Source organism: uncultured Aquincola sp., assembly GCF_964001545.1.
In the GTDB taxonomy this organism is placed as follows: Bacteria; Pseudomonadota; Gammaproteobacteria; order Burkholderiales; family Burkholderiaceae_C; genus Aquincola.
In genome coordinates this window covers 1-12,257 of the sequence record NZ_CAXFDV010000430.1, presented here as the reverse complement: position 1 = coordinate 12,257, position 12,257 = coordinate 1, and the positions used below count along the sequence as shown (strand labels likewise).

Genomic DNA, 12,257 nt, shown 5'->3' with positions numbered 1-12,257 from the left:
GGCCGGCTGCAGCCGCCGCAGCCGGGTTACCTGGAAAGCCTGCCGCCGCCAGCCCGCGGCATGCTGGACGACGTGCTCAGCTGCAGCGCCATCGGTGGGCCCGAGAAGGTGCGCCAGCAGCTGCAGGCCTTCATCGAGCGCACCCAGGCCGACGAGCTGATGATCACCAGCCAGATCTACGACCACGACGCCCGCCTGCATGCGTACACGCTGGCGGCGCAGGCGATGGCGCAGATCAGAGACTCTCACGCTCTCAGTTCTTGAGCCGGTAGCCGGTGCGGAACATCCAGCCCACCACCGCCACGCACACCGCCAGAAAGCCGCAGGTGGCCGCCAGGCTCCAGAACACGCCCACGTCGGCGGTGCCGAAGAAGGCCCAGCGGAAGCCGTCGATCAAATAAACCACCGGGTTGAACAGCGTGACCTGCCGCCACAGCGGCGGCAGCATCTCGATGGAGTAGAACGCCCCGCCCAGGAAGGTGAGCGGCGTGATCACCAGCATCGGGATCAGCTGCAGCTGCTCGAAGCCCTTGGCCCACAGCCCGATGATGAAGCCGAACAGGCTGAAGGTGATGGAGGTGAGCAGCAGGAAGGCCACCATCCACACCGGATGCTCGACGCGCAGCGGCACGAAGAACGAGGCCGTGGCCAGGATCACCAGCCCCAGGATCACCGACTTGGTGGCCGCCGCGCCCACGTAGGCCACCAGCATCTCCAGGTACGAGATGGGCGCCGACAGCAGCTCGTAGATGGTGCCGGTGAAACGCGGAAAGTAGATGCCGAACGACGCGTTGGACAGGCTCTGCGTCAGCAGCGACAGCATGATGAGCCCGGGCACGATGAAGGCGCCGTAGGGCACGCCGTTGACTTCCTGCATGCGCGAGCCGATGGCCGCGCCGAACACGATGAAGTACAGCGACGTGGTGATCACCGGTGTGACCAGGCTCTGGCCCACGGTGCGCTTGAAGCGCGCCATCTCGAAGGCGTAGATGGCCCACACGCCACGGCTGTTGAAACCGCTCATGCCGGTGCTCCTTCTTGATGCACCAGGCTCACGAAGATGTCTTCGAGCGAGCTCTGGCGGGTGTTGACGTCGGTGTAACCAATGCCCAGCTCGGCCAGGCGGCGCAGCAGCGGCGCCACGCCCGAGCCTTCGCCGGCCAGGAACTCACGCTGCAGCGTGTGGCCGCCGGGCTTGAGCACCAGGTTCCATTCGGCCAGCTCGGCCGGCAGCGCGGCCAGCGGATGTTCCAGCTCCACCGTCAGCTGCTTCTTGCCCAGCTGCTTCATCAGCGCCTTCTTCTCCTGCACCACGATCAGCTCGCCCTGGCGGATGACGCCGATGCGGTCGGCCATCTCCTCGGCTTCTTCGATGTAGTGGGTGGTCAGGATGATGGTGACACCCCGCTCGCGCAGCCGGCGCACCATCTCCCACATGTCGCGGCGCAGCTCCACGTCCACGCCGGCGGTGGGCTCGTCCAGAAACAGGATCTCGGGCTCGTGCGACAGCGCCTTGGCGATCATCACGCGCCGCTTCATGCCGCCCGACAGGGCCATCATCTTCTCGTTGCGTTTGTCCCAGAGCGTCAGGTCGCGCAGCACCTGTTCCACCAGCGCGGCATTGGGCGGCTTGCCGAACAGGCCGCGGCTGAAGTTGACCGTGGCCCATACCGTCTCGAAGGCGTCGGTGGTCAGCTCCTGCGGCACCAGGCCGATCAGCGAGCGGGTGGCGCGGTAGTCGCGCGCGGTGTCGAAACCGCCCACGGTGACGCTGCCGCCGCTGGCAGTCACGATGCCGCAGACGATGGAGATCATCGTGGTCTTGCCGGCGCCGTTGGGCCCCAGCAGCGCAAAGATCTCGCCGCGCTGGATGTCCAGGTCGATGCCCTTGAGCGCCTTGAAGCCGTTGGCGTAGTGCTTGGTCAGCCCGCGGATGGAGACCGCGGGCGAATGGGGTGTGGGCTGCATCACCGCATGGTACGGGCACGCCGTTGGCTGTGCTGGCGCCATGGCGCAATGGATCATCCAGCTCATCGAAGAGCACGGCTACTGGGCGGTGGCAGCCTTGATGCTGCTGGAAAACGTGTTCCCACCCATCCCCTCAGAACTCATCATGCCCTTTGCCGGCTATGCGGCCGCGCAGGGGGAACTGAGCGTGCTGGGCGTGGTGGTGGCGGGCAGCATCGGCTCGCTGGCCGGCACGCTGCCCTGGTACTTCGCGGGCCGCTGGGTGGGCGACGAACGGCTCAAGCAATGGGCCGGGCGGCATGGCCGCTGGCTCACGCTGTCGCCCGACGACGTGGAGCGGGCCGACCGCTGGTTCGACCGCCGCGGCCATGTGGCGGTGTTCCTCGGCCGGCTGGTGCCGGGGCTGCGCAGCGTGATCTCGGCGCCTGCCGGCGTCACCGGCATGCCCTTCGGTCGATTCTTCCTGTGGTCGGCCGCCGGCACGCTGGTGTGGACCGGCGCGCTGGCCGCGGTGGGCCTGCTGCTGCGCGACAACTATGAAGCCGTGGCCCATTGGCTGGACCCGGTGGCCAAGGGCGTGCTGGCCCTGGCGCTGGTGACCTACCTATGGCGCGTGCTGCGCTTCAAGCCGCTTCGTTGATCTTCTCGGCCGCCTCCTGGCGGTCGGCGCCATCGGCATGGGCCTTGGGCTGCACGGCCTGAGCCTCGGGCTCGCAGCTGAGGTGGATGTACACCGGAAAGTGGTCAGAACCAAATCGCGGCAGCCGCTTGAACTCCACCAGCTTGAAGTGGTTGGAGTGAAAGAAGTGGTCGAGCGGGTAGCGCACCAGCCAGTGCGCCGCATGGAAGGTGTTGAAGAAGCCGCGGCCACAGCGCGGGTCCAGCAGGCCGCTGATGCGGCGGAACAGGCTGCTGGTGTGCGACCAGGCAACGTCGTTCAGGTCGCCCATCACCACCGTGGCCATCGGGTTCTGCCGGATGGCGCGGCCCACCACCAGCAGCTCGGCATCGCGCGGCACCGAATCGGGATGTTCGGCCGGCGCCGGCGGGCGCGGGTGCAGGCAATGCAGCCGCACCGGGCTGCCACCGGCCAGCCGCACCGTGGCATGGATGGAAGGCACGTCCGACTCCACCAGGTAGGCCACCTCCACGTCGTGCAGCGGCAGGCGCGAATACAGCAGCATGCCGTAGGTGTTGTCCTGGGGCAGCAGCACGGTGTGCGGGTGGCTGCGCTCCAGCGGCGACAAGGCCTGCCGCCACCAGTCGTCGGTTTCCAGCGCCAGCACCACGTCGGGGCCGGCCGCCTCGATGCTCTGCAGCAGTTGCTGGTGGTGGTGCTGCGGCTGCAGCACATTGGCAAACAGCAACCGCAACGGCTCCTTCGGCTCGGCCATCGTGGTGGCCAATACCTGCCGCCGCCCCAGCCGGGTGTAAGGCAGGATGCGCCGCACCTGCAGCCCCAGGCAGGCCAGCATCAAGGCCCGCAAGACCCAGGCGGCAGGGGTGTGCGGCAGCAGCGCCAGGTGCAGCCCCAGCACCAGCAACAGCAGGCCCGCGATCTGCAGTCGCGGGAAGTCGAAGATGCGCACCCACCAGCTCTGGCGGCGCCACAGGGGCAGGGCGGTGGCCGCGACCAGGGCCACGCCCGCCGTCGTGATGCTTGCCGTGAGTGCGCTGCTCAAGTCACTGCTCCCCTTGCCGCTGGCGGTGCGCCACGGCCCGTCGCATCTTGCAGCGGCGGCGGCGGTTTGGCTGTCAGCAAATGCTGATTCGAGAACCGCCGGCTTCACCCCGCTGTTCCGCCTCACGGCCGCAGGACGGCTGACCAGAATGCAGGCGGGGCATGTGCCCCGTGCCCCGCCAGTCCGGAGAAAGCCGTGTCATCCTCCCGCCCCATCCCCACCCCCTTCACCGACGTGCGCATCGTCGACGGCCGGCTGCAGATCCATGAGGGGGTGCGTTGCCTGCTCAAAGGGCTGCTGGCGCCCACGGACTGCCCGCGTGCGCAGCTGCGCCACCTGCAATGGACCGTGGCGCTGCTGAGCGAAGCGGGCACCCTGGTCGCGGCGCCCGACCGTCTGATGCTGCTGACGGCCCGCCAGCTGGCCGCCGCCATCGAGGTGGCGCTGTCGTATGAAGACTTCCTGGCCGCGTCGGGCGGCCCCGTGCCCCACGCGGCCGGCTTCGAGCGCATGCAGCCGGCGCCGCGCCACGCGGCCTGACCCGGCGCCTCAACCGCGCCGACGGCGCAGCACGGGCAGGGCGACGCCCAGGCCCAGCAGCAGCATCAGCGTGGTCGAGGACTCGGGCACGGCGCTGGTCACGCGCAGCGTGAGGGCATTGCTGCCGTACTCCACGCTGAAGGGGTTGGCGCCCACGCCCAGCCATTGCACCTCGCTGAAGGTGGACGTATCCAGGCGCTGTCCGTAGGTGGCCACCACGAGGCTGTCACCCGTGTGCAGTTGCAGCGTGGGCGCTGCCCAGATCTGCAAGCTGCCGCCCAGGCGCACGTCGCTGGTGATGCTGAGCAGGTCATGCGCGGCGACGGCCAGGTCGATGCGCAGGGCACCGGCGCCCAGGAGCGTGAGGTCGCCGTCCAGCTGCAGGTGGCCGGCGGTGCCCAGGCCGCCGGGCGTCACGGTGCCGGTGTTCACCAACGCGTTGCGCACCATGCCGTCGCCTTGCAGCAGCCCGCCGTTGCGCAGCGAGCCGCTCAGGCCCTGCAGCACGGTGCCCGCCCGGACGTTCAGCGTGCCCGTATTGGTGAAAGTTTCGTTGACCGCCAGCGTGCCCTGGGCCAGGTCCACCAGCCCTGCGTTGCTGAGGCCTCGTGCCTCGGTGGTGCCCAGCCCGCCACGCACATAGGTGCCGCTGTTCACCACCGTGGCATTGCCCCCGCCCAGCACCTTGAAGCCGTTGGGGTCGGCTGCACCCTGGTCGGTGAAGGTGGTGCCGCTGCCGATCAGCAGCTGCGCGGCCGGGTAGCTGCTGTTGCCTGCGCTGTAGGCGCCGTCCACCTCCAGCCGGCCGTTGCCGGCGCTTCAGGTGCTGTTGCCGTAGAGGTTCAGCTGCTGGCTGAGCGCGACACCCTGCACGCCGGCGCCGTCGAACGTGGCGCTGCCGGCCACGTTGACCGTGCCGCCGGTGCCGAACGAGGTGGCGCCCAGTCTTCCGCTGTTGAAGACGAGACTGCCGGTGTTGAGCGTGCCGTTGCCGCCCAGGCGTCCGCCGTTCATCGTCAGGCGGTCCAGGCTGCGCGTGTCGTTGAGCTGCACGGCGCCGCTACCCGTGCCGTTGATCGTTGCCGTGTCGCCTGCGCCGGGCACGCCCAGCAAGGTCCAGCGGCTGGCGTCCAGCCAGGCGCCGTCACCCCCTTGCCACACGTAGTCGGCCGCGGTGGCCGGTTGGAAAAGTGCGGCCACGCTCAACGCGACGACGCTCAACGAGGGCACGGGAGGCAAGGCGGTTCTGCTCATGATCGACACCTGTGGTGGACTGCTGCAGGGCAGTGTCAGGGGCACCCCTGCGGTCCGTCGCTACCCGTTTGGGTAAGGCGCCGGCTGGGGCATACCCGAACCTGACAATGCGCGAGGTCCCGCGTCCGCGTGCGAGCGCCCGTGGGTCAACCAGTTGCATGGCTAACCATCTGACGCTAGCATGGGCCATGTTCGACCACTGCCTCTACTTCAACACCGCCTCGCTCGCCCGTGTGGTGGAGCGTTTGTGGTCGGCGGCTTTCAAGCCCTTCGGCCTGACGCCGCCGCAGGCTTTCATGCTGCGGCTGGTGCTGGCCCAGCCGGGCCTGTCGCAGCACCAGATCGCCGATCAGCTGACGATCACCCGCCCCACCGCCACCCGCCTGCTCGACGGCCTGCAGGCGCTGGGCCTGGTGCAGCGCACCCTGTTGCCCACCGACGGCCGGCACTGGTCCATCCAGCCGACCGATGCCGCGCGCGAATTGCAGCCAGCGCTGAACCAGGCCAGTGCGGCCGTCACCCAGCGCATCCAGCGCCTGATCGGCAAGCAGACGTTCACCGAGACCGTCGGCAAGGTGAAGGAGGTGTGCGACGCCCTCAAGAACGCCTGACGCTCCACCGCCCCTTTTTTTACCCAAATAGTTGCAGAGCTAACGATATGCCCATCATCAACGTCAAGGTCAGCCGGCCGGCCGACCCCCAGCTGACCCGCCAGATCGCCGACACCCTGCTGGCCCTGACCACCCGCATCCTGCGCAAACGGCGCGACCTGACCGCCATCACCGTCGACTACGTGCCGCCGGAGCACTGGGTGGTGGGTGGCCGCACGCTGGCCGAGCAGGGGCTGAGCAGCTTCTACTTCGACATCAAGGTGGTGGACGGCACCAACACCAAGGACGAAAAGGCCGCGTACATCGCGGCCTGCTTCGCGGCCTTCCAGGAGCTGCTGGGCCCGCTGCACGAAGAGAGCTACATCCACGTGCACGACGTGCGTGAGCAGGCCTACGGCTACGGCGGCCTGACGCAGGAACACCGGTACATCCAGCAGCGCCTGGCGGCGGCTGGATGACGGGCGGTGGGCCAGCGTCAGAACTTCAGCGTCGAGAAGCTGAACTGCCGGCTGAAGGGCACGCCGTTGCTGGTGCCCTGCACCTGCACGCTGTAGCGGCTGGCCTCGGCCAGCGGCATGCGCGGCACCACGAAGGCTTGTGACGCCGTGAGCTGGTGTTGCGGGTCCTGCTCGGCGTGGTACAGGGCCACGGGCACGCTGGTGCCGTTGGCGTCGATCACCGTGGCGCTGGTCAGGCGCAGGCTCTGGCCGGCCGGGGCGCGCACGTAGATGGGCTGGCCAACCTGCCGGTCCAGCGCAATGCCCAGGCCCGCGAACGGGTCCGGACTTTCACCATACACATAAGGCTGCACGCCGCTGCTGCCTTCGCACGGGTAGGTGATGACCTCGGCGTTGTTCTGCAGCGGCACCCCTTGCGGCGTGCCGTTGACCCAGGTCAGGATGGCCATGGGCAGCAACTGCGTCGCAAAGCCGACCGACGCACCCACGTCGCGATGGCCATCCAGCATGCCGACCTGCTGATAGACGGAAGCCAGCATGGTGCGCACCAGCGCGTTGCTGTAGTCCTTGGCGGCGCCCATGGCGTGGTAGCTGCGGTACTCGCCCACCGGGGCCGCATAACCCGCGCGGGACGCACGTTCGATCGGGGTGGCGCCGGTGTAGCCGCTGCGGCCGGCGTCTTCCATGGCGCCGCTGCTGGCCAGGCTTTCGTTCCACCGCGCAGCGAGGTAGGCGGTGTGGGCGGCGGCGGCCGTGTCCAGCTTCGCGTTCTGCGCCACCTTGCCGAAGCCGCAACGGCTGCGCTCGTCGTTGAGCACACGGAAGACACCGGCTTCCACCGAGTCTGCGGCATAAGTGGGTACGGGCACGTCGGTCACCGGGGTGGTGCTGGTGGTGGCCGGCGTGGGCGTCGGCGCAGGCGTCGTGTCTGGCGTGGGCGTGGGCGCGGGCGCGGGCGCGGTGCCGCCATCCGCCGGCAAGCTTGCCGAGCCGCCGGCCGGCACGGCACTGGAGCCGCCTCCGCCGCCCCCGCCGCCGCCACAGGCTGTCAATGCTGCTGCCATGCCCAGCAGCCAGGCCGAAGTTGTTGCCTTCATGGTGTCCCTTCCCTTTCACGGTGTGTTGCTTGTGCGGCCCCTGGGGCAATCGGGGCGACCCACACTGCAGACACCCCCTGAAACGAAGGTTTACGTCTCGAATCGTGTAACCAGAGGGCTGGCCGGCCTGCCTCCGGCACCACACCAGGGAGTGCGAGACTCGCCCGGCCCCTTCGCTGCCTGCAGCGTCGGGCCGATGGACGCCCACCCGCATGACCTTGCCCGACGCCGCTGCCGCCACTCAACCTGATTCCGCCCCCGCCCCCTGGAAGCTGCGCTACTGCGCCGTGTTCATCGGGCAGTCGCTGTCACTGCTGGGTTCGCAGCTCACGCAGTTCGTACTGCTCTGGTGGATCACCGACAGCACCGGCAGCGTGGGTGCGGTGGCCACCGCCGGCATCGCGGCCCTGCTGCCGCAGGCGCTGCTGAGCCCGCTGGGCGGTGCACTGGCCGACCGCTACAGCCGCCGGGCCTTGATGATGCTGGCCGATGCCGTCAGTGCGGCCTGCGTCGTGGCGCTGATCGCGCTCTTCGCCTCGGGCGGCATCAGCCTGTGGCAGGTGTATGCGGCCATGGCCGTGCGCAGTGCGATGCAGGCCTTTCAATCGCCGGCGGCAGCCGCCAGCGTGCCGATGCTGGTCCCGCGCAGCTTTCTGCCGCGGGCGGCCGGCCTCAGCCAGACCTTGCAGGGCATCACCGCCATCGTGGCTGCGCCGCTGGGCGCGCTGGCCCTGGGCCTGATGCCGCTGGGCTGGGCCTTGTCGATCGACGTGTTCACGGCGGCGGTGGCCATCGGGTCGCTGCTGGTGTTTCGCATACCGCAGCCGGTGCGGGCTGGCGCCGGGGCGGGCAGCACCGTGCTGCACGACCTGGCCGAAGGCCTGCGCTACATCGGCCACCACCGCGGGCTGCGCCAGCTGTATGGCCTGCTGGCCGGGGTGATGCTGCTGGTGATGCCGGCCTTCACGCTGGTGCCGCTGCTGGTCAAGCAGCACTTCGGCCAGGGGCCGGCGCAGGTGGCGGCGGTGCAGGGCTTTCTGGGCGCGGGCATGGTGGCCGGTGGCCTGCTGATGACGGCACTGGCGCCGCGGCGGCAGGTGCCGTGGATTTTGGGCGGCTTTGCGCTGTGCAGCCTGGCGCTGGCCGGCATGGCCTTCACGCCCGCTGCGCTGGCCACGGTCGCGCCGCTGTGGTGGGGCCTGGCCGGGTTGGCTTTCGTGGCCGGCAACACGCCGTTGGTGGCCTTGATCCAACTCAGCGTGCCCAATGAACTGCAAGGCCGGGCCTTTTCGCTGCTCAGCGCACTGGTGGGCCTGGCCGCGCCGGTGGGCCTGGCGCTGGCTTTGCCGGTGGGCGAGTGGATCGGCATCCGGGGCCTGTTCATCGGCATGGGGCTGCTGGGCGCGGCCGGCTGCCTGGCGGGCTTTGGCTCGCGCGCGCTGCGGTCGTTGCAAGCGGTGACCGAAGCACCCGCCGCCGGCCGCGCCACCCAGGGTTGAACACAGCTTGCGGGCGCAGGCGCGCCCGCAAGAATGCACGCAGCGGCGCCGCCTTTGCCGGCCCGTGCAAGGAGTGCTGCGATGAGACCCAAGAACACCGTGTGCCTGTGGTTCGACGGCACGGCCGTCGAGGCGGCGCAGTTTTATGCCGACACCTTTGCCGACAGCAGGGTGCAGGCCATCCACCGCGCACCGGGCGACTACCCCTCGGGCGTGGAAGGCGACGTGCTGATGGTGGACTTCACGGTGATGGGCATTGCCTGCCTGGGCCTGAACGGCGGGCCCGGCGTGCCGCACAGCAATGCGTTCTCGTTCCAGGTGATGACCGAGGACCAGGCCGAGACCGACCGCCTGTGGCAGGCCATCGTGGGCCACGGCGGCCGCGAGAGCGACTGCGGCTGGTGCCAGGACCGCTGGGGCCTGTCGTGGCAGATCACGCCGCGGGTGCTGATCGAGTCGGTGACCGACCCCGACCCGGCGGTGGCCCGGCGCGTGTTCCAGGCCATGATGACGATGCGCAAGATCGACGTCGCCGCCATCGAGGCGGCACGCAGGGGCTGACCGCGCCGGCGGCGCGCTGTCAGGCCGCTTCGGCCAGCCTGAACACCGACACCGCCGCCACCAGCTGCCCGGCCTGCTGCTGCAGGCTGTCGGCCGCGGCGGCCGACTCTTCCACCAACGCGGCGTTCTGCTGCGTGGTGCGGTCCAGCTGCGACACGGCTTCGCCCACCTGGCCGATGCCGCTGCTTTGCTCTTGCGTGGCGGTGCTGATGCCGGCCACCAGCGCCGTCACCTCGCCGATGGCGCCGACGATGCCTTGCATCGACTGGCCCGCCTGGCTGACCAGCGCCGTGCCCTGGTCCACGGTGTCGCGGCTTTCGCCGATCAGGCCCTTGATCTGCCGCGCCGCTTCGGCGCTGCGGCCGGCCAGTGCCCGCACCTCACCGGCCACCACCGCAAAGCCGCGGCCCTGCTCGCCGGCGCGGGCGGCTTCCACCGCGGCATTGAGGGCCAGGATGTTGGTCTGGAAGGCGATGCCGTCGATCACGTCCAGGATGTCGGCGATGCGGCGGCTGCTGCCGTCGATGCGTTGCATGGTGGCCACCACCTGCTCGAACAACCGGCCACCATCGGCCGCCAGGCCGGAAGCACGGCGCGCCAGTGCGTCGGCATGCTGTGCATGTGGCGGGCCGAGCTTTGCGCGCCGGTCACCTGCTTGCCGGCCACGTCGGCGGCCAGCTGCGTGGCGCGGCGTTGCAGCTCGGCGTCGTGCATCTCGGGCAGTGCGGCGGTCAGGCCGGCGGCGGCGCTGTCCACCTCGGCCTGCTTTTGCGCACGCGGCTCGGTGCATGGGTACTTCTGGAGCAAGACGGTCTCATCGGTGCCGAGGCGCCCGCGCTTGAGCCGACGTGGCCCCTACCTGGCCGTCGCTTGATCTGGCGCAAGCCGCGGCCATGCGACAGTGCGGCCCTGCACCCTTGCTGCTGCCTGCCATGTACAACCCCGCCCATTTCGCCGAACACCAGCCCGAGCTGCTGCACCGCCTGTTGCACGACCATCCGCTGGGCCTGCTCGTCACCCACGGTCCCGACGGCCTGGACGCCGACCACCTGCCGTTTGCCTTCGATGCCGCGGCCGAAGGCGGGCAGGGCCTGCTCACGGCCCATGTGGCCCGGGCCAACCCGGTGTGGCAGCGCGTGGCCAGCGGCAGCCCGGTGCTGGTGGTGTTCCGCGGGCAGGCGGGCTACATCTCGCCCAACTGGTACCCCAGCAAGCACGAGACGCACCGCCAGGTGCCCACCTGGAACTACGAGGCGGTGCATGTGCACGGCACGCTGCGCGTGCGTGACGACGAGCGCTTCGTGCGCGGCCTGGTGGCCCGCCTGACGCGCCAGCACGAAGCGGCCGAGCCCCGCCCCTGGAAGATGGGCGATGCGCCGGCCGACTACATCGACTCGATGCTGAAGGCCATCGTCGGCATCGAGGTGCTGGTCACCCGCATGGAAGGCAAGCGCAAGCTCAGCCAGAACAAGGAAGCCCGCGACCGCGACGGCGCCGCGCAGGGCGCCGAGCGGGTGGGCAACGTCGGCCTGGCGCAGGCCATGCGCGAGGCGGCCCGGGGCCGGTAGCGGCGCTGCCTCAATCCAGCCGCACGTTGGCCTTGCGCACGATGGCGGCGTACCTGTCCACCTCGCTGCGGAAGTAGGCGGCTGCCTGCTCGGGCGTGCCCAGGCGGATGACGTTGCCCTGCCGGTCCATCATCTCCTTGACCTCGGGCTGGCTGAAGGTGGTGGCCAGCGCCGCATGCAGCCGCTGCACCACCGGCGCCGGCAGGCCCTTGGGGCCGATGAGGGCGAACCACGCATCCACGACGTAGTTGGTCAGGCCCTGCTCGGCGAAGGTGGGAATGTCCTTGGCGGCCGGCACCCGTTCGGGCGTGGTGATGCCGATGGCGCGCAGCGCGCCGCTGCGGATGTGCGGCTGCGCACTGGGCAGCGAGACGACCGCGAAGTCGATCTGCCCGCCCACCAGGTCGGTGACCATCGGCCCCACGCCCTTGTACGGGATGTGGCGCGCCCGGGTGCCGGTCTCGTCCAGCAGCAGTTCGGCCGCCAGGTGCAGGATGGTGCCGTTGCCGCCCGAGCGATAGGTCAGCTCGCCCGGCTTGGCCTTGAGCAGGGCCAGCAGGCCGGGCGCGTCGGTCACCTGCCAGCGCGGGTGCATCACCAGCACCATGGGCGTGGTGCCGCACACCGCCACCGGCGTGAAATCGCCGGGCATCTGGAACGGCAGCGACTTGTAGACGCTGGGCAGGATGACCACGTTGTTGCTCACCAGGCTCAACGTGTGTCCGTCGGGCGTGGCGCGGGCCAGCTGCTGCAGGCCCACGATGCCGCCGGCGCCGGGCTGGTTGTCCACCATCATGGCCGTGCCCAGGGCCTTGCCCAGCGCGCCCTGCATCGCGCGTGCGATGGCGTCCACGCCCGAGCCCACCGCATGGGGCAGCACCAGGCGCGTGACCGCACTGTCGGCCGCACGCACGCCGGCGGGCAGGCCGGCGGCCGCGGTGGCTGCCATGGCCAGCAGGGATTGAAGGCACCGCCGTCGGGTGGGGGGCGTCAAGGGGGTGGTCATGGGAGTCTCCGGT

The 12,257-nt window shown here is 69.9% G+C and carries 14 protein-coding genes and 2 pseudogenes; 8 read left to right on the top strand and 8 right to left on the bottom strand.

All coding sequences use genetic code 11. The features are described 5' to 3' along the window. Positions 1 to 264: pseudogene (locus tag ABNT58_RS14650) on the top strand (alkane 1-monooxygenase); the annotation flags it as partial. Here the strand turns inward: ABNT58_RS14650 and ABNT58_RS14645 are convergent. Together ABNT58_RS14645 and ABNT58_RS14640 are read right to left on the bottom strand one after the other, a co-directional pair. Next, positions 254 to 1,024, bottom strand: coding sequence for an ABC transporter permease (locus tag ABNT58_RS14645; RefSeq protein WP_348754197.1), 771 nt, complete (start codon positions 1,022 to 1,024; stop codon positions 254 to 256). The pseudogene ABNT58_RS14650 and the gene ABNT58_RS14645 sit on opposite strands and share 11 nt — an antisense overlap. Continuing rightward, positions 1,021 to 1,968, bottom strand: a complete 948-nt coding sequence (locus tag ABNT58_RS14640; protein WP_348754196.1) for an ABC transporter ATP-binding protein — start codon at positions 1,966 to 1,968, stop codon at positions 1,021 to 1,023. The genes ABNT58_RS14645 and ABNT58_RS14640 overlap by 4 nt, the downstream gene beginning before the upstream one ends. 40 nt (positions 1,969 to 2,008) lie before the next feature. On the opposite strand from ABNT58_RS14640, the gene ABNT58_RS14635 reads away from it, so the two are divergent. Next, positions 2,009 to 2,608 carry a DedA family protein gene (locus ABNT58_RS14635; protein WP_348754195.1) on the top strand — a complete coding sequence of 200 codons (600 nt, stop codon included), beginning with the start codon at positions 2,009 to 2,011 and terminating at the stop codon, positions 2,606 to 2,608. Here the strand turns inward: ABNT58_RS14635 and ABNT58_RS14630 are convergent. After that, on the bottom strand, positions 2,592 to 3,650 hold the full coding sequence (locus tag ABNT58_RS14630; protein ID WP_348754194.1) for an endonuclease/exonuclease/phosphatase family protein: 1,059 nt from the start codon (positions 3,648 to 3,650) through the stop codon (positions 2,592 to 2,594). The two genes, ABNT58_RS14635 and ABNT58_RS14630, sit on opposite strands and share 17 nt — an antisense overlap. Before the next feature lie 195 nt (positions 3,651 to 3,845). Here ABNT58_RS14630 and ABNT58_RS14625 point away from each other — a divergent pair, with 195 nt between their 5' ends. Beyond that, a complete protein-coding gene (locus ABNT58_RS14625) occupies positions 3,846 to 4,190 on the top strand; it encodes a hypothetical protein (RefSeq protein ID WP_348754193.1) in 345 nt (114 codons plus the stop codon). A 9-nt stretch (positions 4,191 to 4,199) separates the two neighbouring features. Here the strand turns inward: ABNT58_RS14625 and ABNT58_RS14620 are convergent, their stop codons facing one another. Further along, on the bottom strand, positions 4,200 to 4,985 hold the full coding sequence (locus ABNT58_RS14620) for a PEP-CTERM sorting domain-containing protein (RefSeq protein ID WP_348754192.1): 786 nt from the start codon (positions 4,983 to 4,985) through the stop codon (positions 4,200 to 4,202). 24 nt (positions 4,986 to 5,009) lie between these two features. Further along, positions 5,010 to 5,444, bottom strand: coding sequence for a hypothetical protein (locus ABNT58_RS14615; protein ID WP_348754191.1), 435 nt, complete (start codon positions 5,442 to 5,444; stop codon positions 5,010 to 5,012). A 188-nt stretch (positions 5,445 to 5,632) separates the two neighbouring features. On the opposite strand from ABNT58_RS14615, the gene ABNT58_RS14610 reads away from it, so the two are divergent. Together ABNT58_RS14610 and ABNT58_RS14605 are read left to right on the top strand one after the other, a co-directional pair. Next, the gene (locus tag ABNT58_RS14610; protein WP_348754190.1) at positions 5,633 to 6,055 is read left to right on the top strand and encodes a MarR family transcriptional regulator; all 423 of its coding nucleotides are present in this window, start codon (positions 5,633 to 5,635) and stop codon (positions 6,053 to 6,055) included. A gap of 47 nt (positions 6,056 to 6,102) precedes the next feature. Beyond that, positions 6,103 to 6,513 carry a 4-oxalocrotonate tautomerase family protein gene (locus ABNT58_RS14605; RefSeq protein ID WP_348754189.1) on the top strand — a complete coding sequence of 137 codons (411 nt, stop codon included), beginning with the start codon at positions 6,103 to 6,105 and terminating at the stop codon, positions 6,511 to 6,513. Between the two features lie 17 nt (positions 6,514 to 6,530). Here ABNT58_RS14605 and ABNT58_RS14600 read toward each other — a convergent pair whose 3' ends face one another. Continuing rightward, on the bottom strand, positions 6,531 to 7,610 hold the full coding sequence (locus ABNT58_RS14600; RefSeq protein WP_348754188.1) for a hypothetical protein: 1,080 nt from the start codon (positions 7,608 to 7,610) through the stop codon (positions 6,531 to 6,533). A 212-nt stretch (positions 7,611 to 7,822) separates the two neighbouring features. On the opposite strand from ABNT58_RS14600, the gene ABNT58_RS14595 reads away from it, so the two are divergent. Together ABNT58_RS14595 and ABNT58_RS14590 are read left to right on the top strand one after the other, a co-directional pair. Beyond that, positions 7,823 to 9,109 carry an MFS transporter gene (locus ABNT58_RS14595; protein ID WP_348754187.1) on the top strand — a complete coding sequence of 429 codons (1,287 nt, stop codon included), beginning with the start codon at positions 7,823 to 7,825 and terminating at the stop codon, positions 9,107 to 9,109. Between the two features lie 81 nt (positions 9,110 to 9,190). Then, complete coding sequence (locus ABNT58_RS14590; protein WP_348754186.1) at positions 9,191 to 9,670, top strand: VOC family protein; 480 nt, start codon at positions 9,191 to 9,193, stop codon at positions 9,668 to 9,670. A 19-nt stretch (positions 9,671 to 9,689) separates the two neighbouring features. Here the strand turns inward: ABNT58_RS14590 and ABNT58_RS14585 are convergent. Continuing rightward, a pseudogene (locus ABNT58_RS14585) lies at positions 9,690 to 10,292 on the bottom strand (methyl-accepting chemotaxis protein); the annotation flags it as partial. A 310-nt stretch (positions 10,293 to 10,602) separates the two neighbouring features. Here ABNT58_RS14585 and ABNT58_RS14580 point away from each other — a divergent pair. Continuing rightward, entirely contained in the window at positions 10,603 to 11,238 is a 636-nt protein-coding gene (locus ABNT58_RS14580) for an FMN-binding negative transcriptional regulator (RefSeq protein ID WP_348754185.1), read from the top strand. 10 nt (positions 11,239 to 11,248) lie between these two features. Here the strand turns inward: ABNT58_RS14580 and ABNT58_RS14575 are convergent, their stop codons facing one another. After that, a complete protein-coding gene (locus ABNT58_RS14575; protein ID WP_348754184.1) occupies positions 11,249 to 12,187 on the bottom strand; it encodes a tripartite tricarboxylate transporter substrate binding protein in 939 nt (312 codons plus the stop codon). Positions 12,188 to 12,257: the final 70 nt, after the last annotated feature.